The 21483-nt window shown below is 40.5% G+C and carries 18 protein-coding genes and 1 pseudogene; 7 read left to right on the plus strand and 12 right to left on the minus strand.

Annotated features, from left to right (window positions below; genetic code table 11):
* Positions 1-14: 14 nt before the first annotated feature.
* Positions 15-1178: a DUF5718 family protein gene (locus CC97_RS08765; protein WP_081850053.1), complete on the minus strand. Its 1164-nt coding sequence runs from the start codon at positions 1176-1178 to the stop codon at positions 15-17.
* Positions 1178-2932: a glycerophosphodiester phosphodiesterase family protein gene (locus tag CC97_RS18795; protein WP_049962795.1), complete on the minus strand. Its 1755-nt coding sequence runs from the start codon at positions 2930-2932 to the stop codon at positions 1178-1180. Before CC97_RS18795 ends, CC97_RS08765 begins: the two co-directional genes overlap by 1 nt.
* 397 nt (positions 2933-3329) lie before the next feature.
* Here CC97_RS18795 and glgA point away from each other — a divergent pair, with 397 nt between their 5' ends.
* A complete protein-coding gene (glgA, locus tag CC97_RS08775; protein WP_044974648.1) occupies positions 3330-4781 on the plus strand; it encodes a glycogen synthase GlgA in 1452 nt (483 codons plus the stop codon).
* A gap of 70 nt (positions 4782-4851) precedes the next feature.
* On the opposite strand, the gene CC97_RS08780 is transcribed toward glgA, so the two are convergent.
* The 5 genes from CC97_RS08780 to CC97_RS08795 form a co-directional block, all read right to left on the minus strand.
* Positions 4852-6420, minus strand: a complete 1569-nt coding sequence (locus tag CC97_RS08780) for an AAA family ATPase (RefSeq protein ID WP_044974649.1) — start codon at positions 6418-6420, stop codon at positions 4852-4854.
* 119 nt (positions 6421-6539) lie between these two features.
* Positions 6540-7856: a GHKL domain-containing protein gene (locus CC97_RS08785; RefSeq protein WP_044974650.1), complete on the minus strand. Its 1317-nt coding sequence runs from the start codon at positions 7854-7856 to the stop codon at positions 6540-6542.
* The gene (locus CC97_RS08790) at positions 7853-8593 is read right to left on the minus strand and encodes a LytTR family DNA-binding domain-containing protein (RefSeq protein ID WP_044974651.1); all 741 of its coding nucleotides are present in this window, start codon (positions 8591-8593) and stop codon (positions 7853-7855) included. The genes CC97_RS08785 and CC97_RS08790 overlap by 4 nt, the downstream gene beginning before the upstream one ends.
* A gap of 180 nt (positions 8594-8773) precedes the next feature.
* Positions 8774-8923 (minus strand): hypothetical protein, encoded by a 150-nt coding sequence (locus tag CC97_RS20115; protein ID WP_156036841.1) that lies wholly within the window; start codon positions 8921-8923, stop codon positions 8774-8776.
* The gene (locus tag CC97_RS08795; RefSeq protein ID WP_197021848.1) at positions 8916-9497 is read right to left on the minus strand and encodes an accessory gene regulator B family protein; all 582 of its coding nucleotides are present in this window, start codon (positions 9495-9497) and stop codon (positions 8916-8918) included. The genes CC97_RS20115 and CC97_RS08795 overlap by 8 nt, the downstream gene beginning before the upstream one ends.
* A 289-nt stretch (positions 9498-9786) precedes the next feature.
* On the opposite strand from CC97_RS08795, the gene CC97_RS18800 reads away from it, so the two are divergent.
* The 5 genes and pseudogenes from CC97_RS18800 to CC97_RS08825 form a co-directional block, all read left to right on the plus strand.
* On the plus strand, positions 9787-10152 hold the full coding sequence (locus CC97_RS18800; RefSeq protein WP_049962796.1) for a helix-turn-helix transcriptional regulator: 366 nt from the start codon (positions 9787-9789) through the stop codon (positions 10150-10152).
* A 341-nt stretch (positions 10153-10493) separates the two neighbouring features.
* Entirely contained in the window at positions 10494-10880 is a 387-nt protein-coding gene (locus tag CC97_RS08805) for a hypothetical protein (protein WP_044974653.1), read from the plus strand.
* Positions 10881-11014: 134 nt separating this feature from the next.
* Entirely contained in the window at positions 11015-11572 is a 558-nt protein-coding gene (locus tag CC97_RS08810; protein WP_044974654.1) for a hypothetical protein, read from the plus strand.
* Complete coding sequence (locus tag CC97_RS08815; RefSeq protein ID WP_044974655.1) at positions 11559-14585, plus strand: extracellular solute-binding protein; 3027 nt, start codon at positions 11559-11561, stop codon at positions 14583-14585. The genes CC97_RS08810 and CC97_RS08815 overlap by 14 nt, the downstream gene beginning before the upstream one ends.
* A 259-nt stretch (positions 14586-14844) precedes the next feature.
* A pseudogene (locus CC97_RS08825) lies at positions 14845-15672 on the plus strand (glycosyltransferase); the annotation flags it as partial.
* Positions 15673-15748: 76 nt separating this feature from the next.
* Here CC97_RS08825 and CC97_RS08830 read toward each other — a convergent pair.
* The 4 genes from CC97_RS08830 to CC97_RS08845 form a co-directional block, all read right to left on the minus strand.
* The gene (locus tag CC97_RS08830) at positions 15749-17062 is read right to left on the minus strand and encodes an ATP-binding protein (RefSeq protein WP_044974657.1); all 1314 of its coding nucleotides are present in this window, start codon (positions 17060-17062) and stop codon (positions 15749-15751) included.
* 4 nt (positions 17063-17066) lie between these two features.
* Positions 17067-17741, minus strand: a complete 675-nt coding sequence (locus CC97_RS08835; RefSeq protein ID WP_044974658.1) for a response regulator transcription factor — start codon at positions 17739-17741, stop codon at positions 17067-17069.
* 142 nt (positions 17742-17883) lie between these two features.
* Entirely contained in the window at positions 17884-18417 is a 534-nt protein-coding gene (locus CC97_RS08840) for a DUF4342 domain-containing protein (protein WP_049962798.1), read from the minus strand.
* Between the two features lie 190 nt (positions 18418-18607).
* Complete coding sequence (locus tag CC97_RS08845) at positions 18608-19105, minus strand: DUF4342 domain-containing protein (RefSeq protein ID WP_044974659.1); 498 nt, start codon at positions 19103-19105, stop codon at positions 18608-18610.
* 395 nt (positions 19106-19500) lie between these two features.
* On the opposite strand from CC97_RS08845, the gene CC97_RS08850 reads away from it, so the two are divergent.
* Positions 19501-20622, plus strand: coding sequence for a GGDEF domain-containing protein (locus CC97_RS08850; RefSeq protein WP_044974660.1), 1122 nt, complete (start codon positions 19501-19503; stop codon positions 20620-20622).
* 69 nt (positions 20623-20691) lie between these two features.
* Here the strand turns inward: CC97_RS08850 and CC97_RS08855 are convergent, their stop codons facing one another.
* Positions 20692-21465 carry a hypothetical protein gene (locus CC97_RS08855; protein WP_044974661.1) on the minus strand — a complete coding sequence of 258 codons (774 nt, stop codon included), beginning with the start codon at positions 21463-21465 and terminating at the stop codon, positions 20692-20694.
* Positions 21466-21483: the final 18 nt, after the last annotated feature.

Here is a 21483-nt window from a genome sequence, read left to right on the forward strand (position 1 = left end):
CCTGATCTGCTTTTTTACGACCTTTTAACTTCCTGGTCAAGGAACGAAATGTCTTCTCTGTCAAGGTCGCCGGAAGCAGTCATTTTTTCGATATCTTCCCTGGAATACTTTGACCCCGGATAGAGAACGACCACGGAATGGTCACCGTAGGTAAGGAAGTTTGTTTCGCCGAATTCAGTGTATCGAGTGGCACCGACGGAAACAAGTATTCTTTCAGGACAGCCTGCTGCGTTTAAGTATGCGTTTATGTTTTCAGCCGGGCCTTCATCCTGCTGATTATTGAACTTGTCAAGCATCCATGCCATGAGCTTACCGTAGATGTAGCTGTAGTCCTTTACCGCACTGTCCTCGCCATACTGATGTATCTTTCCGTCACGGACAAGAAAGCTTGCGATACGGTAGTCGTTTAACACGCTGTTTTCGTCAAAGGAACCAAGCGGGACAGCATGAGCGGAAAATCCCTTGCTGCAGCTTCCCCAGTTCTTTTTAAGACTGATCTTCCGGGCACCTTCACGTCTTATCGAGCAGTCATTTGAAGCACCGAAGGCAACAGGCTCAAGTGAGACAAGCCTTGTTCCTTCCCATTTCGCATTAAAGATGACCGCGCATTCAGGTTCTATCTGGAGTTTTTTCTGGTCTTCAGGATAGAGTATCGTATCAGGATCAAACGGAAATACTGAAAGAAATTCAGGTACTCCATCTGCCTTTCCAGGGATGTATGTCGGGAAGATTGCCTTCGGAGCAGCCGCATCTTCAACTTTCACATTTACAAAGTCAGACGCCTCCCCCGCCTGTTCAAGATGTCCTGTAAAGTTACCTGCAACGCCGAACGCCGCTGTATTTTTAAGATCTGTATTCAATATATTTTCCTCCGTTTCCGCCACACGGTATTCGTATTCTGAAAGTGACGGGATAAATTTTTCTGTTATAAGTTCAGGCGAAGCGATAAGTTTTTCCTTGCCGGAACGACTCAGTTTCTTCAGCGCATACTCCATTTTTCTTGCGGCAGTGCTGTCATCAGTCTGCCAGAGTGCCTCAAGTTTTTTTACTCCGCGGCTGCGGGTGTATTTTGCACCGCCGGCTGTTTCGCCGCGGTGCTGTTTAAGCCGCTTTTCAATATCGACGGCGATGCCCGTATAAAGTGAGTCATCGCCGCATCTTAATATATAAATAAACATTATCTGTAAAGGAACGTCTGCAGTATTTCTGCAAGGCTCTTTCTGTCGTTCTTTCTCGCCAGGATCTTTCTTGCGAGGACCGGGTTGTCCGTTATGATGCTGTCAACGTCAAGTCCCTTCATTCTGTTGATAAGCGGCTTGGTGTTTACGGTCCAGACGTGAACCTCCTTGCCGGCATTGTGAGCAGCCTTTACAAAGTTTTCATTTACAACTGCAAATTTCACGCTGAAGAAATCGGCATATTTAAGCGAAGTAGGATCGCCGTAGAGCATATTGGAAATATATCCGGTACGGATCTCCGGACGCAGTTCCTTCACAAGCTTCAGATAAGGGTATTCCGTCGAAGTGATAACGCACTGTTCTCTCATCTCGTGGCGGTCGATAAGTTCAAGTACCTTCGTTACAAGTTCATCTCCCCTTTTCGAGCTTTTTATCTCGATATTGAGATTGATCTTACTCTTGCACGCTGTCAGTACTTCATCGAGCGTCGGAATATATGCATCGGAAAAAGAACTGTTGAAAAAGCTTCCGGCATCAAGTCTTGAAAGCTCCTCATAGGTAAGTGTATATGCAGGTTTGTTGGCACCGGTGGTTCTTTTAAGGCTGGTGTCATGGAGAAGGAAAACCTCTCCGTCTGCTGAAAGCTGAACGTCTATTTCGATATAGTCGGAACCGGATTCGATGGCATATTCAACACCGTACATCGTATTTTCCGGAACAAATTTTGCACCTCCGCGGTGCGCTGTTACAGTGGTACTAATAAAGATTTCCTCCAGTACATGTGAACCGTTTACCACATAACCCGCAGCCGAACCGATATCGGCCACGAAAACTATTATGATAAGAACGGTCACTATTTTTCTTCTTAATCCCTTAGGCTGTCTTACAAGCGGTTTTCCGCTTGTTCTGTGTTTGCTCTGGAACATGAACAGAAGCGCAATGTTGGAAATATATCCGAATGCACCTGCAAGGAAAGCAAGCACGTAGTACATGATATTTTCAGTTCTTATCAGATAGACAAGAGCAGAATTCTTTTTTCCGAAGAACCGGATCACGAGGGCCGCAATGACCACGATCGTAAGATAGATCAGAAACAGTGCAAGTCCGGTAATAAGGTTGACGGCTATCAGATGTACCGTCCTGCGGAAAAAATGCTTCATTTCTTCCCTTCGTCCGGAAATCGATCTTCCGAATTTCTGAGTGGAGAATGAAAACAGAAAAATAACCGCTACCGCCGATATCGCACCAATGTACTTTACCGGAATGCCCCTGAAAATAAACTTTACACAGCTTGCAAGTATATCAAGTCTGTCGAACAGTATGACGGTCATATGAAAACAAAGCAAAGGGAAAATTGCCGCCATCTGCAGATAGATCTTTATGCCGTATCTCCGGCTCGTCTTACTCAGATGAACAAGTCCGTCCGCAAACATGTCACTCACCGATGGCCGTATTCCCCGCGCGTATTTACGGTAACACATCCAGATACAGCAGACCTCATAGTAAGATATACATATGAGTATGAGTATCATGGACAGAGTCATTACGATCATAAGAGGGTTTTTCATAAGTCTCGCGACGTTTTTTGTCGTGATGAACATTATTCCTGCATTGTTCGTGGCTATATTCATAAGCCGGGCTATAAGCGGAACAAACAGGATGAAGGCGGATGCTTTGAATATAAATTCAAATGCCGCAAGCGAAATAAAATTGTCCTTAATAAGCCGGAAGAAATAACCGCATGTTTTCTTCACTCTTATCCACCTCTTGCAGTTTATACTATATTTTGCATCCCTAAAACATACAAATTTATTATATCACACAAAAGTCTCAAATGCAATGTATTTTCATAAGTGCCTGATCGTTTTCCTGTGAAATCCGTCCGTCAGTTATAGGAACAATATATAGAAATAATTCTTTCAAGATTGTGCGATAATGCAATTGTATTATTTTTTATAATATGCTACAATAGAAGAACAGATATTTTTACATTATCGGTACAATAACAATACAGGTATTTTTATAAGCACTGTTTTCCTGAACGCATCACTGATCAGAACGATATCCGGGTTCCGCCGGATATTCTGAAAACAGATCAGCGTTCATCGGTAATCAGTACTTACATCATAGATATTGAAAGGAATCATATATATGAAAAAAATTCTATTTGCTGCTTCAGAATGTGTTCCGTTCATAAAAACAGGCGGACTTGCCGACGTTGTCGGAACACTTCCGCAGACTCTTGACAGAACAAAATACGAAGCTGCAGTTATAATGCCGTACTATACTTTCATTCCGCAGGAGTACCGAAACAACTTCCAGTACATCCATCATTTCTACATGGACTACGGCAAAAGAAAAGGCAACTTCCATGTCGGAATCATGAAATACGAAATGAACGGAATAACATATTATTTTGTTGACAACGAATATTATTTCGGCGGTGACAGACCTTATTCCGATCCGAAGTTCGACATCGAGCGCTTTACCTTCTTCTGCAAGGCAGTTCTTGCGATAATGCCCGTAATCAACTTCAAGCCGGACATCATCCACTGCCACGACTGGCAGGCTGCTCTCATACCTGTATTTCTTCATTCGATGTATGCTGAAAATCCGTTCTACTTCGGAACAAAGACGATAATGACTATCCACAACCTGAAATTTCAGGGTATATGGGACATCAAGACTTTCGAATACAACACTGACCTTCCGGGCTACATGTTCACACCGGACAAGCTGGAATTCAAGAAGGATGCGAACATGCTCAAGGGCGGTATGGTATACGCTGACTACATTTCAACTGTCAGCGAGACATACGCAAATGAGATTCAGAACGAATACTACGGCGAGGGACTTGACGGCCTTCTCCGCGCAAGGAACAATTCTCTCTGCGGTATCATAAACGGCATCGACTACAGCATCTACAATCCGGAAACAGATGACGAGATCTACAAGAAGTACAACATCGACAATTTCCGTGAAGGAAAAGATGCAAACAAGATGGAACTTCAGCGTGAACTCGGGCTTCCTGTTGACAAGAACAAGTTCATGATCGCCATCATCTCACGTCTGACAGACCAGAAGGGCCTCGACCTTGTAAACTGGGTACTCGACAGGATCGTGGATGAAAACACTCAGCTCGTTGTTCTCGGAACCGGCGAACAGCGCTACGAAAACACATTCAGACACTACCAGGGCATCAAACCGGAAAGAATGTCAGCAAACATCTTCTTCTCGGAAAACCGCGCCCACAAGATATACGCAGCTGCCGACGCAATGCTCGTCCCTTCACGTTTCGAACCGTGCGGACTTACACAGCTCATCTCGCTCAAGTACGGTACAGTTCCGATAGTACGTGAAACAGGCGGCCTCAAGGACAGCGTCGAAGCCTACAACGAATACTACAACACCGGCACAGGCTTCTCGTTCACAAACTACAACGCCGACGAAATGCTCGGCATAATCAACTACGCAAAGCACGTTTACTACGACATGCCGAAGGGATGGGACGACATAGTAAAACGCGGAATGCAGCAGAATTTCTCGTGGGATCATTCTGCGAGAAAATACGAAGAACTTTACGACAAAGTTCTTGGATGGTAATGAAATTTTTATTGATATGTCAAAAGCCACTCATGAAAAACACATGAGTGGCTTTTTTGCGATGTATTTATTATTTCACAACTTTTTCTATCTGACAGCTATGCATCTTAGATTTCTCATCGTAACTGATGCCGACAAGCAGGATCTCACCGTTAAAAGCTTCAAGATTTTCGGTGTAATGTTTGTCTTTTATCTGACTTATAGCTCCGCCTGCTTCTTTGTTATATTTAAGTTCCGCAACTATCGCAGGTGCATCGACACCCTTGCGCGGAATAAATGCAAGGTCTGCAAATCCGTTTCCTGACGGAAATTCACGAATTATTTTATACTGTTTCCTTGCTGAATAATAAGCGAGCGCTAATGTGACCGACAGCGAAAGCTCATTGTTATATGCTATTATTGATGTATTCATGCGGTGTGTCTCTTCAATTACCGCAGCGACTTTTTTCTCATCGCAGCTAAGCGTTGCATCAAGGAGTTCATCCGACTTACGGATAGAATTCATTACTTCTTCCCATCCGCCGTCTTCAATACAGTTTATGAATTCCTGCCCCACTTCTTTGTTAGGTATCCACGCTTCACCGCTCTTATTGCTGTAAGTCAGATATCCGAGATGGATAAGAAGCGTAATAACGTCATCTGCTGACTTGAATGAAGTCATATCATTCTCAAATTTTTCTGTATTTACTTTTACTCTCTCTCCGGCAATCATTTTTATAACCGACTGACGAAGGCCATCCATATCAAGCTGAATAAATACTTTAAGTGCTTCAAACGTCTCCGTTTTAGTCCAGTAGTTGCTGAACACTTTTCTTGTACACGCAAGAACCACTGACTGAGGATTGTATATAGAGATACCGTCCACCTGATATCCGTTATACCACTCTCTCATTTTTTCAAATGAAAGATCATATTTTTCGCACAGCTCTTCTGTTTCCGCTTCTGTAAATCCCATATATTCCGAATACGGTTCTGCATCGTTAATAGAAAATTCACGATACATATTAAGTGCACTGTTTTCCCCATACTTCTTTACCGGAAAAATACCGGTTGCATAATCAAGCGCAACATAATTTTTTTCCTTCAGTAAATCACGCAGAAAATCCAGATAATACTTCTGTCCTTCCGTATCATTCTTAAAAACTCTGAAAACACAGTCCCATTCATCAAAAATAAAAACAAATGCTATTCTCTCTTCACTGTATATTTCCTTAAGCATTTCAGGAAGAGTATATTCTTCATCAAATTCAATGTTTTTATACGCTTTTAACAGATCACGTCTCATTGCCTTCACAAGCTTATCAGTCATTTCTTTTCCACCTGATGAGCCGGAAGCAAACTCCCTCACATCTATCTGAAAAACATTATACTTATTAAGATGCTTTTCAAAATTCGGAGTCTGGGAAATTGCAAGATCCTTAAATAATTCCCGTGAATCACAGCTTCTGTCATAATATGCAGCCAGCATGTTTGCCGCCATTGATTTTCCAAATCTTCGCGGTCTGCTTATACATATATGACGTCCATCCGTCCTTAAAACTGAATTGGTTAAATTAATAAGCATCGACTTATCTACATATATTTCAGAATCCACTGACATCTTAAATAAATCATTTCCCGGATTAAGATATATTCCCACTGATCTCACCGCCTTTGTTTTTTCTTAGTTATAATAATTATAACATATAATCCGTACCGATTCAATTACTACAATACTGCTACACGAACACATACCTATTTTATTCTTATCATAAACAACTAATGCTGTTCAGGATTAATTACTACGAGACAATTAAAAAATCCGTTTTCTTCATAAAAATCACATCTTCCATTATACCTGGAAGCTATATTTTTTATGATACCGATCCCCATTCCATGATTATGCATATCCTTTTTGGTGGTTTTCAGATCGGGGTTATCTGATAAAATAGAAGCATCAATTTTATTCTTTAAAATGAAGATATTTTTCTTTCCTTCATCTTTCACGATAAGTTCTATTTTAGGTGCTTTAACTGATTTAGATGCTGTTATAGCATTTTCAAGCATATTTGATAATAATCTTACCAGATCATAATCATCGATTTTCTTGATATCAGATGACGATATACAAGTGCATTCTATATTCATAGATTTAGCGACTGTAAACTTTGAATTAACTACAGCATCAAAGGTTTGGTTATTAGTTTTGATAAACACTTCTTTGCCGGATAATTCTCCGTATATATCTTCTATGTATTTCAAAGCATCATCCGAATTTCCAGTTTTAATGTAATTGTAAATTATATCATAATTTTCTTTTGTATCATGCCTTAACTCTTTCAGAATCCGGTATTCTCTTTCAGCGCTTTCGATGAAGTTTCTGTTATGTTCCTCTTTGAGTTTAAGAATTATATTTTCACTGGCGGTTTTATTCTTTTTTCCAAGTCCTATCAGACAATAAAAAGTGACGATGTTGATAAGTAAAATTCCTATAAATATCAATGCTATATTGATTTTTTCAGATTGTGACAAACCTCTTACTGCCATAGTATTTAAACGTTCAGAAATAAAAATACTGATAGCAAAAATCATTGCCATCATAAGCCATTCCATAGAAGTTAAAGCAAATACTTCTTTATTAAGTATTTTTAAAGAAAGAGAAAATATAAAGAATATCGAGATCTGAATTATTAAAACCACAAGCAGCCTGTCTGCTGATCTGCTTTGAAGCAGCTCCGTCTGAGTACTGTCCATTAAAGCGATCATCAAACTTGAAACAATAACAGTCGTGCCTAATACTACGACCATAGCATAAACTGAAGCCGCTAATTTTTTCAGAACTGCTCCTTTCAGGCAGATGACGGAATAGATAAATAAAATTGCGATATATATAAATCCATACATTCCCTCAAACAACATATAACTATTCAGTATCGTGACAGCTGTCGCAAATAACGCCGCAAAGAATACTCCTGATACTTTTATCAGCAATCCGTTCTTCGATGTTCCTAAGTATGATTTTACAAACCATACAGTTATACATCCCTGAAAAACATTGACCAGCAGCTCGAAAACATTCCATAATTTCGTTATCATATTATTGTCCTCAAATAAAGCGTGTACTTTTCATCTACAGCTTCCTTGTATTTTCTGCCTAAATGAATTGGTCTGTCGCAGTCATTCAGAAATATTTCCCTGTTATACAAATCAAGGACATCCAGATGCCTTAAGTTTATTATATAGCTTCTGTGCACTCTTATAAAGTTATAGGCTCTGTAAAACTCTTCACATTCCTGTATTGTACAGCGTTGTTTCAGAAAAGATGTTTCACCCTTTACAAAGAATTTACAGTAATGTCCCGTGCTTTCTATATAAAGAATATCCCGTATATAGACTGAATGCTTATTACCGGATTTTCCATCATTTTCAATTATGACTCTTTTATTTTGTCTGGTATGCAGAAGAAGTTTCTGTAAAATTTCGCTTATTTTATCTTCAATCGGAATAATATCGTTTTTCCTGATAAAATTAAAAGGCTGGAAATCAAGACTGTTATATACCAGCTCAGAATGAACTGTAATAAAAATAAGATAGCTTGAAGAAAACGAATCACGAAGCTTTTTGGCTATATCAAACCCATTTATAGACGGCATTTCAATATCTAAAAATAGTATATCAAAAAATGTTGATTCATGTGCTTTTAGCAGTATTTCTCCGTTGGTGAAAATTTGTATCTTAGCAGTTTCATTGTGCTTTTCCAGTTCGGATTTTACTATATTCTGAATTTTCGATAACATATAGGAATTATCATCACATATCGCAATATTTAGCATAGTTGCACTTCCTCTCTGCTGAAAGTCTAATTATAATCATCCTTGAATGATGATGTTTTTTATATGCTTACATAAATAAAACACTCAAAGAATAATATTAATTATAACTTATTCTTTGAGTGCTTTCAATATTTACTTAAAATTTATTTTTGATAACTATCAACAAATGATTCCTCTGCGTTAATCACTCTTCTTTGAGTTTTGTAATTCTTCAGAAGGTTCTTTAACTTGATAGTATCCCCAGCAAGACGCTGAACCATTAGCTAAATCAATTACAATATCGATAATATCTTTAACTACAACCGCTGGCTTGGTTACCTTTTTATCCATGTTCACCACACCTTTCTTTAAGTTTCGCTGCTATTACAGCAATAGTTACACTTGAAAGTGTATAAAGAATAAGAATCCCTATTCTGTATTTGAATACATTGAAAACAACGGCTGCAGTTCCGTATATTGTTCCAAGTATTACTGACTTCTTTTTCAACTTTATTTTTTGCTCAGGTGTTATTTTTTTATTCTCATTTTCCACTGGACAAAACAATAATATTATTGCTACACATGTAATAGACACAAAAATAAAATGCATGACATTACAGTTTGATGGCGTTAAATTATAACATACAAGTACCAGAATGTAGTTAATGCATAAAAGCAAATTACATTTTAAATAAGTATTTGCATGATAACCACCTGTATAAATTCTTAAAAGTACTAAGAGAAGCATAAACAGTACACTTTCTTTAATACTGAAAGTTAATATTCCTATCGCAACAATAGCTACAATGTTTACCAAAGACGAAATAAATATTTCTGTACCGTACTTGTATATTTTCAAATTTCTATCCGTAGCTTCTATTACTGAAGAAGATATCAAATACCTCAGTAAATACTTGCTTAACACTCTAATCATCATTTACTCACCAATAATTCTTGTTTCATCATGAGCATATTATAACGCGGTTATTTTATCAAAGCAATATTTAGGGCATATAAAGCAGTATTCTGGCACGAATGTAAATTTTCTTATTAGAAACAACAAAAATACGAATGCCCAATCTAAAACCTAGATAGTTATATATCTACATTTGTACAGTTGAATATCGTTTATCAATAATCGCAATCTAATTATTGTGAATTTCAAGACAGCCACTATCAAAAATAGTATAATCATTATTATTGAGGTGATGAAGATGAAAAGCGATGAATACAACCTAAAAAACATAATAGGTAGTGCCATTGCCGACATGAGAAAATGTGCTGGGTTTACGCAAGAAGAATTTGCTAGGATGTTTAATATTAGTTCAAGTTCAATGTCTCATTATGAACAAGGCGCAAATCAAGTACCTCTTGATTTAATAGTAGCCATATGTGATTATTTTCATGTTTCAGTAGATTATATAGTAGGTAGATCAAACAATAAAGATGAATATAAGGAAAGAAAAGAGAAAATATGCGCTGATTTAACAAGTGACGATATAAAAAATTTGTGTTCGCGCATTCCGTTGAAAAGTCAATATGTAATAAAAGATGTTATTTATGCTTTGAGCGGAAAATGAATTGTCATCAACAGATTTATTATCTAAAAAATATACGTCCATATAACAAGTAATTTGTGCCAAAATGCTCATTACTTATTATATGGGCTTTTCTTATATTACAGATTATAGACAGTGTCAATTAGCCAAAGTCATTTGTGCCTATATAAAGTTGTATGTGCCAAATGTATTGACTTATTCTTTTCATATGATAGAATAAAATCAAGGTTAATCTTAATCGAAATTAATAATGTTAGAGTACTTTAACGTGGTGTTTTGTCAAAAGAAATGAAAATAAATGTATTATCGCAATTCTATTAACATAATTTTGTTAATAGTCAGCGATAAATAGGAGGGAAAACATGAATAAATGTATTAAAAGATGTTTAACTGCACTTGTTTCCGCTTTTATATGCGCTTCAAGTATTGTAAGTGTTTCAGCGGCGGTACCGGATTTTATTCAGGGTAAGTGGAATTATAACAGTGGAAGATATGTAAGAACTAATACTTCTACAACAGGATATTTTGAGGCTGTGTACATAAATGACGGATATGTATACGGATATTTTTCTTACGACTGGTATTTACCTGATTCGGAGCATATCGATCCTAATAGTTATAACAATAATCACTATTCATATATTGTTACAATGACTACCGGGACTTATAGCGGCTATAATTTTCCACTTGAAACATATCCGTATCAGGGATATTTAAAGGTTAATTCACAAAACTATTATCTTCAGTAAATAAGTTTGAATTGTCTTATGGGAATTGTTCTCATAAGACAATTCTTGCTTAAAGAAATCAACGCTTGTTATTAATTTTTAATATGCTATAATAATGACAGAAGTCTTAAAACACAGTGTCCAAAGGAGTTCTTATGAAAAAAACAATACAGTTATTTATCGCAGTTGTTCTGTGTCTCTTACTGCCGTCGTGCGGTGGCGAAAATATAAATGTTCCGGAATCTGATTCCGAAACCAAAGAAGAATTCCTGATCAAAGACGGAAAATATTATTCTGCTGACCATGAATCGTATGTTGAAATAACAGAAGGAAAGTATTTTCAGCTTGTAAACTGGGATGAAGATGTACTTGAAAACTTAAGAAAGTTTTACGCTGAACAGGGATACAGCACTTTTGCTTCGCAGAAGGCAGATGGTCTTTTAGCTGATCAGCTTAAGGAGTTCAAAGAACGCTGTAAAAACAGTGATCAGATAAAAAAAGAACTTGTAGATAACAGAGCTGAATTTAAAGTGAACCGTGTTGATGAGGAAATTGCTCAGATGGCAATAGAAGATACCGGTACTGATACGGAGATCACGTATAAACTGACAGATTATGAATTGTGGTTTCCGTTTAACTACTGCTATATCAACAATGATTATAAACTTGTGAACAAACAGTTCGGAATGGAGTTTAACCTTGAAGAAGAATAAAATATATGCCATGCCTCTTCTTCTGGCATTGCTTATCTTTTCCGGCGGATGCACCAGAAAAGATAATACTGAAAAACCGGTAGTGGCAGAACCAGAAGATTTTTATGTTATAAAAAATGAAGTCACACTGCCTTATGAGATCTCGTGGTCAAACGATTTACGCTGTACGGAAGATATGATATATGTCGGCGGATATTCTGGTATGGCAGAAATCGATTATGTTTTTTCGGTTTACGATACCGGAACTGATACCCTTAAACATTTCGACAGCCCCGGAAACAGCAAAGGCGATGTGATGGTTGTGTACCAGGGCAAAGATGAAATTTACGCCGCATATTCAAAAGGAAACAAATCCTGGTTTGTGATCTGCGATTTGGAAACCGGAAAAGAGATAATGAAAGTTGATACGGAGCCAGGTAAAAGGATAAGTTCTTTCTTTGAAGATGAGAATGGCAGACTCATCGTGGAATTTACCGGAGATACCGGAAGGCCTGAGGTCGTTTCATACAGTGATGATTACAGTACTACGGAACCGGTACCGGTTTTTGAAAATATACCTGACGGGAATGTGATAATTTCAGATCTGCTCTTTGATTACGGATATTATTATGTGCTGACTTCTGAAAATTCAGCAGATGATCAAAAGATAAGCGTGTTTGTTGTTTCGGAGGACGGAAAACCTGTACGCTCATTTGACGATGTCATGGCTGATACTAACGGACGCTATGAAGCAGCTTACCTTAATTCACGGGGAAATCTTTGTATCTCGGTACGTGATGATACGAATATGCTGCACCGGTGCATAGATGAGATACAGCTTACTGACGGCAGCATTGTAAACCGGTATGACGATGAGTTCGGCGATGAAAATATTATAGCTCCGGACAGAGCATGTGAAACTACTGATTTTTTCTTTAATGACGGTGATATCCTTTACAGATACTCTGCAGATGAAAGCCAAAAGACAGTTTTTTCGCTGGATGAAAAAAACGGAAGGCTTGCTTATGTTTCCGGAAATGATAACAAACTCCTTCTCTGTTCTGCAGTATACAGCAGCTCTGAAACACCTGTTATATATAAGTACGACCGTGACGGAAACCAGACCGGTATCATAAATGCACCGGAGTCAGGTGACCAGATGACAGTACAGCAGGCAGATGTGCTTTCAGACGGAACGGCTGTTTTTCTTTCGGAAAATGAAAACGGCGGCTATGCTGTTGCGTGGACTGATAAAGACGGGAAGATCATAAATCAGACCGATGTTTTTGAAAACACGGAAAAAGCTGATATATGGGCAGGAAACAACTCGGAACTTTACGTTCTCGGCTGTACTGATGATGACTATTCATACATGGTCTTTGACCGTAATGCCGTAAAGATTCGTGAGGGTTCAGGCAAATGTCCTGACGGACGTATAAAAGAAATGTTCTTCATGAACGGCTCCGATTTTATACTTTACGAAAATTCCGACTGGGAGAAACGTATTATCTGTACCGATGAAAAGATCGCTTTTGATGATTTCGTTTATCCTGAGTACGGCATTGAAAAAGTATTTTCGCTGTCTGACGGAAGTGTGTGTTATTTCGATGCAGACAGCGTTTACAGAACTGATGCGAATGGATTTTCAGGGCGTAAATTTATTAACTGGAATGACTGCGGCATTATCCACCTTGTAGGTGCAATGGGTGTTATGAATGATAACTGTATCGTTTGTCTGACTTCAGGAAACGGATTTTCTTTTACGGTACTTGAACGCGCAGATGATGAACTGGCCGGAAAATTAAGAAATCAGAAGGTACTTACCGTAGGCGGTATTGGTATAGGCAGAGGAGATCTTACGGAACTTTTTGAAGAATTCAGAAATGAAAACAAGGAATACAGATTATATGTTAATGATTATCAGAAATATTCCGCCTCCGATCCGCAGGAATGCACAGACAAACTTAACCTTGACATAGCATCCGGAAAAGTACCGGATGTACTTATCGGGGATTATGAACTTGACCTTGAGTTCTATGCTGAACGCGGACTGTTCTGCGATCTTAATGAATTTATGAAGTCAGATACGGAGGTAAACCGTTCTGATTTTCTTGAAAACATTTTTGACTGCTTTGTGACTGACGGCAGTCAGATGCACGTTCCGGTAAATTTCGATATTTACGCCTTTTACGGAAAAGAGTCTGATCTTGGTTCCGGAAACGGCTGGACGATAAATGAATTCCTTGATCTTGCAGAAAAAAAGAATATGTTCTTTAACACATCCAGAAGCGTTATGCTCCGTTCACTGGTTTATGCTGATTTGAGCGGTTTTGTGGACCGTGAAAATAAAAAATGCAGCTTTAATGACGGAAGATTTGAAAAGATACTGGAATATATATATGAAAACGGCATTCCGGATGAAAACTATAAAGGATATGATTCCTATCCGCAGGGCAGTACGGAGTATAAAGATTACTACAGAAGATTTTCCGATGGTCTCTGTCTTACTGAATATGCCGGAATATCGACTTTAAGCACTCTTGCGGGATTTAAAAACGGTGATCTTAACGGCGAAAATATCGTCCTTAAGGGTGTTCCGTCCGATGATAAAAGCGGTCCGCTTGTTTATTCAAGAATAACTGCCGGAATAAGTTCATCATCAGAGAATAAGGAAGCCGCATGGAAACTTGTTAAAAAGCTGCTTTCAGAGGACTATCAGACAAAAGTGACGTCAACTGCTTCCTTACCTGTCAGAACATCAGTTTTTGAAAATGCTATGAAAAACTCACGCCGCAAAGGTTTCGGCTACAGAACAGACGGTACTTTCTACGAAACAAATCCGTTAAGTGATGAAGATGTAAATGAGTTCGTAAATATCGTAAAATCCGTAAACGAAGCATATTCATCCGACAGCAGGATTAAGTCAATAATCGATGAATCAGTCGGCGAATATTTTAACGCTTCGATGACTTCAAAGGAAGCAGCAGAACAGATACAGAATAAAGTGACGCTTTATCTGAATGAAATAAAGTGATAAATAAAATCAGCGGGAGTACCGGTAAATTGAGATCCGGTGCTCCCGTTTGCACTGTACAAAGGTAGTCTTCTCCCCTTCGTGACGAAGACTGCTATAATGAAAAGCGATGAATACAACCTAAAAAACATAATAGGTAGTACCACTGCCGACATGAGAAAATGTGCCGGGTTTACGCAAGAAGAATTTGCTAGGATGATTTCTCCATCTGATACTATCCATGAATTGATTACATTAATGTCGTTTGTGCCTAAATAGAGTTGTATACGCCGACTACATTTCAACTGTCAGCGAGACATACGCAAATGAGATCCAGAACGAATACTACGGCGAGGGACTTGACGGTCTTCTCCGTGCAAGGAACAATTCTCTCTGCGGTATCATAAACGGCATCGACTACAGCATCTACAATCCGGAAACAGATGACGAGATCTACAAGAAGTACAACATTGACAATTTCCGTGAAGGAAAAGATGCAAACAAGATGGAACTTCAGCGTGAACTCGGGCTTCCTGTTGACAAGAACAAGTTCATGATCGCCATCATCTCACGTCTGACAGACCAGAAGGGCCTCGACCTTGTAAACTGGGTACTCGACAGGATCGTGGATGAAAACACTCAGCTCGTTGTTCTCGGAACCCGCGAACAGCGCTACGAAAACACATTCAGACACTACCAGGGCATCAAGCCGGAAAGAATGTCAGCAAACATCTTCTTCTCGGAAAACCGTGCCCACAAGATATATGCAGCTGCAGACGCAATGCTCGTCCCTTCACGTTTCGAACCGTGCGGACTTACACAGCTCATCTCGCTTAAGTACGGCACCGTTCCAATCGTCCGTGAAACAGGCGGCCTCAAGGACAGCGTCGAAGCCTACAACGAATACTACAACACCGGTACAGGCTTCTCATTCACAAACTACAACGCCGACGAAATGCTCGGCATAATCAACTACGCAAAGCACGTTTACTACGACATGCCTAAGGGCTGGGACGACATAGTAAAACGCGGAATGCAGCAGAATTTCTCGTGGGATCATTCTGCGAGAAAATACGAAGAACTTTACGGCAAGGTTCTCGGATGGTAATGAAATTTTTATTGATATGTCAAAAGCCACTCATGAAAAACACATGAGTGGCTTTTTTGCGATGTATTTATAATTTTTATTTACCCTCCGGTTTCTTCACGGGAAGGAATACAGAAAACCTTGTTCCTGCGTCCGGGTAGCTTTTTATGTCGAAGTGGCCTCCGTGGCGGTCTACTATCCATTTGGCGATGGAAAGGCCGAGGCCGGTACCGCCGGTTTTGCGGTTGCGGGCATCGTCGGCGCGGTAGAAGCGTTCGAAGACTTTCGGGAGGTCTTCAGGTGCTATGCCGATTCCGGTGTCCTGAACTTCGAATACAGGAACACCCTTTTCATCGGTGTAGGCTGAAAAATAGATCTCATTGCCTTCAGGAGTGTATTTCACAGCGTTGTCGGTAAGTATACGCGCTGTCTGCTTTATCATTGCATAGTCGCCGTATGCCATTACCGGTCCGCCTTCATTTTTCATAATGAATTCGTGAGCCGGATCTACCATGAGGTATTCGTCGTAGAGTTCCTGCATCATTGCACTCAGGTCAATATCCTCCATGGTAAGCTGATTCTTTCCGTTGTCTCCCCTTGCAAGGAAGAGAAGCTGTTCAACGAGTTTGCTCATGCTTTCGGACTCGGTCTTGATAGCCGAAATGGACTCTTCAAGAACCTTTTCGTCCTCCTTGCCCCAGCGGTCAAGCATGTTGGCGTAACCCTGGATGACCGAAATCGGAGTGCGAAGCTCGTGCGAAGCGTCGGACACGAAACGTGCCTGCTGCACGTAGGACTGCTTCATGCGGTCGATGAGATTGTTGATCGCCGACTCAATACCCTGAAGTTCAGTGTTTCCGGTGGAAAGATGGCAGTCGGTCTGGCTTGCGTCTATTTTTTCAAGTGCATCCTCGAGTGCGTGGAAACTGTCACCTTCAAAATCTGCTGAACTGATGAGCTGTGCAGTTGCTGCAAGACGATTGAGAGGTGCGAGTTTTTTACGCACCCTGCTGCCACCGCGGAAAAAGCCTGTTATCACCCAGAACATTTCCAGAAAAAGCATAAGACCTGCTATACTGATGCTTTCGACTGCAATATTTGCAGCCGGCACTGTTTTCTTTATCTGCGGTACGTAATAACGGATCTTATTAAGAAATTCGACCGGATCTGACTCATGCGGAAAGACAAAGTGTCCGGCCGGTATTTTTATATCAAGGCTGGTTTTTGCAGCGTCGATAATACTCATTCCCAGAGCGTCAAGCTCAGTAAGTACCATCCAGCTGCCCACGTTCAGAAAAACAACTACAGCGTCAAGCACAAGAAAAATGATCAGCAGTCTGAAATTGAAATCAGCTGATATCTTTCTGGCTATTGAACGCATTTTTACATTCTGTTTTTTTTCTGCATCCATACGATCATTCCCTTATAACATAGCCAACGCCTCTGACTGTCTGTATCATTTTAATGCCGTAAACGTCATCTATCTTGCTTCGTATGTATCTGATGTAGACATCAACAATATTGGTCTCGCCCATGTAGTCAAACCCCCACACGTCTTCAAGAAGGGTTTCACGCGAAAGGACAATGGACTTGTTTTCAAGGAGTTTTTTGAGAAGTCCGAATTCCTTGTTGGTAAGTTCTATGTCATTTCCGTCATACGTTACCGTGTGGGCGGCAGGGTCAAGCTCCAGGGCACCGAATGAAAGTGCCGCTGATGCACCTTCCGGCTTGGCTGACCTTTTACGGAGTGCCGCCCTTATACGCGCAAGCAGTTCCTCAATGTCAAAAGGCTTTGTTATGTAGTCATCAGCCCCTGTGTCCAGTCCGGAGACCTTGTCCATTACAGAGTCCCTTGCTGTGAGAAGTATTACCGGTACATCAGAGGTTTTTCTTATTCTTCTTAAAACTTCAATGCCGTTAAGTCCCGGCAGCATTATGTCGAGCAGAATGAGGTCGAATCCGCCGCTTTCCGCCATTTCCAGTCCTGTACGGCCGTCGAAGGCCTTTTCTGTCTCGTATCCCTCGTGTTTCAGTTCAAGCTCGGTAAAGCGGGCAAGTTTTTCTTCGTCTTCTACTATTAAAATCTTCATCTGCTGTCTCCCCCGAAAAAAAGTGTTTCCCTATAATATTAACAGATTATCAGCTTTTTTTCAAGGGGCTCCGCTGCCTGCACAAACGGGGTGAAGTCACTTAAGACCCACCCCGTAAATCTGATACGTCATGAAAAGCTGATCACTTTCTGTCATTGAGATCATCAGGTGAACCGGTGCTGCCGCGGCCGAATCTGATCTTTTCCATGAAATCATTGACCTTGTCAGTACCGAGATCAGGTCCCTCGATCATGAATGAGCATCCGCAGAAGAATTCGATGGCAAGGAGGACGACCACAAGCCAGAAGGCCGGTATCATAAACAGTACGAGCAGTGTAAGAGGTATCGAAAAGTATTTCTGTTTCTTTACGTCAACGATACAGAGGCTGTTGTTCATGCCTTTTACTATTACATCTTTGATCCAGTTGAGTATGCTTTTTACGACACCGCCGAATGTTTCGAGGTTTTTGTTCTTTCTTATTGTTTCGGCTTCCTCGTTTATGTTCTGCTTTGTGGTGTAGCTTGCCGGTTCCGGGGTTTTTATTTTGCCTTCCTTTTCGAGTGCAATGAGTGCATCGAGGAGGTTCCATTTAACGCTTTCGAGTACGCCTTTGGCTTCTTCGTATGTTACGTTGGCTTTTTCCATGAGTTTTTCTATCATTTCAAGGTTATCCATAGTGATTCTCCTTTCGGGGGATTATGTTGTCTTTTTTCTTTTGTTCTTATTTATTTTCTCTTTTATCTCTGCTTTTTAAGTCAGGGGATTTTCGCCCTACCCCCCTGCCCCCCTCCCCAACGGGGAGGGGGGGGGAATCTTTCAGTGTTATCTCTGAATAATTTCACTCCCAGCGGGGAGGGGAGATATATTAATTTCTGTTCTCACAGTCGAATCTGATCTTTGATACTTCTTCGCTGAACTTTGTTCCGCTGAGGTCCGGGCCTTCGAAGGTGAAGCGGCAGCCCATGAAGAAACCGATGATGAAGAGGATCGGTACGAATTCGATAAGGAGGATCGAAAGGATCACCATTATTGTTACAGGCATTGTGAATCTCTTGCCACCCTTTGTCTCAACACAGAAGTCGTTTCTGAGGCCTCTTGTGATCTTGTCCTTTGACCAGTCTGCAAACTTTTTCAGTGCGCTCTTGAATGATTCCTTTGTGTATCTGTTTGTGTTTGTCTTTGTGTAGTCGTTGTTGTTTGTTGTTGTCATAGCTAATGTCTCCTCTCTGTAAATGCCTTCCTTTTTAAGTGCTGTCTTTGCCTCATCCAGATTCCATCCTGTACCTTCGAGTACTTCTGAAGCTGTCTTGTAGCTGATGTCTGCGTTCTTTCTGAGTTCTTCGATCATTTCAACGTTTTCCATAATGATGTTCCTTTCTTTAGGGAAACGCTGATTTATTCATAAATCAGCATGGGGCTCCGGGGCGAAGCCCCGCAAATCCCATCCCCGGAAATCCGGCGAAGCCGGATTTCCGATTTAATCAGTGTTTCCTTAGTTCTTTAAGATTTTGTTTTCTGTGGGTTTATATCGTTTTGTTTTTGTGGTTCTCTCTTTCCACTGTCTATATTGTACCTTCCCTGTTTTAAAATAAAATATAAGAAAAATTAAAAAACGATTAAAAAAGAATATGGAACTCTTAAGAAAAGCTGTGCCTTGTTCCCGAATTGTCATCAAAAATTCAGTTTATGTGCATTGACATTTAGAATCTGTTCTGATATAATAGTGAAAATTAAAAATATAAGGGGGAGGGAGATCAGTTGGATCTGCAGTCTGTAATAGTTGCAAATGCGATTGGTGTGCTTGTACTCGGGGTACTGCTTGTAAGCAGCCGGCTTGTGCGTATGCGGCGCGAGCTCGGTGATATGCTGTTCACGCTCACATGTGTGCTGACAGTATTCTCATGCGCAGCTGATTCGCTTGGTTTCGGCCTTGAAGGAATACAGGGAAAAGCAATGCATGTCATCCTGTACTTTTTCGACACGGTCACTTATCTTAATAATATTATAGTATCGGCTCTGTGGTGCCTTTACGTTGACGTCAGACTTAACGGCAGTAAAAAACATATGTTAAGAACTCTGAAGCAGATCTCGCTTCCGGGCGCAGCCGGCATTGCCGGACTTGTAATTAATCTGTTTTATCCGTTCATCTTTACAGTCGATGACAGCAATGTTTACAGCCGTCTGCCGTTTGCCAATTACTACTTCGCACTCACGTTCTTCTATCTGTTTACCGGATACATCATTTACAGGAACAGCAAAAAAGATGTGGCTAAAATGACATTCATACCTATAAAAATGTTCCTATGCCCTATCATAATATGCACAGCGGCACAGTTTCTGTTTTACGGCGTGTCACTGGCGTGGTGTTCAGTAGCGGTCGGACTTGTGTGCATGCACATCAGTCTTCAGAATGAACTTACCTATCTGGATCCGCTTACTCAGCTTTACAACAGAAATTACCTGAACAACATCATGAAGCAGTTTTCATCCACACATTCAAGTGTCCAGGGAATCATGATGGACATGGATGATTTCAAGATGATAAACGACACATTCGGTCACAGCACCGGAGACGAGGCGCTTACCGAAGCAGCACAGCTTATCAGAAATGCCGCTCCTGACGGTTCAGTGCCGATACGTTTCGCCGGCGACGAGTTCATGCTCCTTATTCCGGGAGATGACAAAGAAAAGGCGGAAAACGCCGTCAGAAACATAAGGAACAATGAAAGCCGGTTCAATTCAAGCGGTATAAAACCGTACAGGCTTTCCTTCTCACTGGGACTCAGCAGTTTTTCCGGTTATTCGGAACCTGACAGTTTCTTTAAGGAAATGGACCGGAGAATGTACGAAGAAAAACGCATCAAACACAGTGTACGTTAAAGATCAGCCAAAACAAAAAGGCCATCATATCTTACAGGAAATCCGCGTAAGATATGATGGTCTTTTCAGTTACTGCATATTCTGTCCGTTACCCGGATAGACCGGTCCCGGAAGGCATTCAAGATAAACATCGTCGTTGGTATCGATCTTTTTTACAAAACTCTTTCTGACGATGTGCCCGATAGCGAAAAAGGCAGCAGAGAGAAGTGCAGCCACCGGCCAGGCAATCTCTTTTTCATGCAGGGATTCCAGTACGACCGCCACAGGTATTGTCGTAACAGAAACTCCTGCAAAATACCCCAGTGCATCAGCAAACTTTACCTTTGAACTGTGAGTTACAAGATAAAGTCCGAAAATGAAGAGTCCCAGAAACATCTGAATGACCATGAGATCTTCCGCATCGAAACCGTCATCGAACGAAATAAGCGTACCTGCCGCAGTGACAAGTCCGCCTATGGCCATTGAAATTATACCTGCAGCCATGGCAAGTTTTCCTGTGACTTCTTTTTTCACCTCTGTCTTTATTGAATCCCATCCGTCTATTTTCAGACGCTTTTTCTTTCCGAAATGTGTCTGAGTGAACTGAACAACTCCGGTAATAAAATCTGAAAGAAATTTTGCTGCATCACCGAAGGACCCCAGATCAAGCTTATACTGTGCAGAAGGATCGGTAAAAGGATCACTTATCATAAGCACCGCCTTGTCATAATTCGAATAGGCAGTTACCTGATAATTTCCTGCAGAAACCGAAACACTGTCCCTGGTGTTGTCGTAAGCAGGCTGTAATTCCGGAAATCTTGTACACAGATCCATGTAGACATCATACATTGTATTGTATTCCATATTCAACTCCCCCCAAAA

It is taken from the genome of Ruminococcus sp. HUN007 (genome assembly GCF_000712055.1).
Classification (GTDB): domain Bacteria; phylum Bacillota; class Clostridia; order Oscillospirales; family Ruminococcaceae; genus HUN007.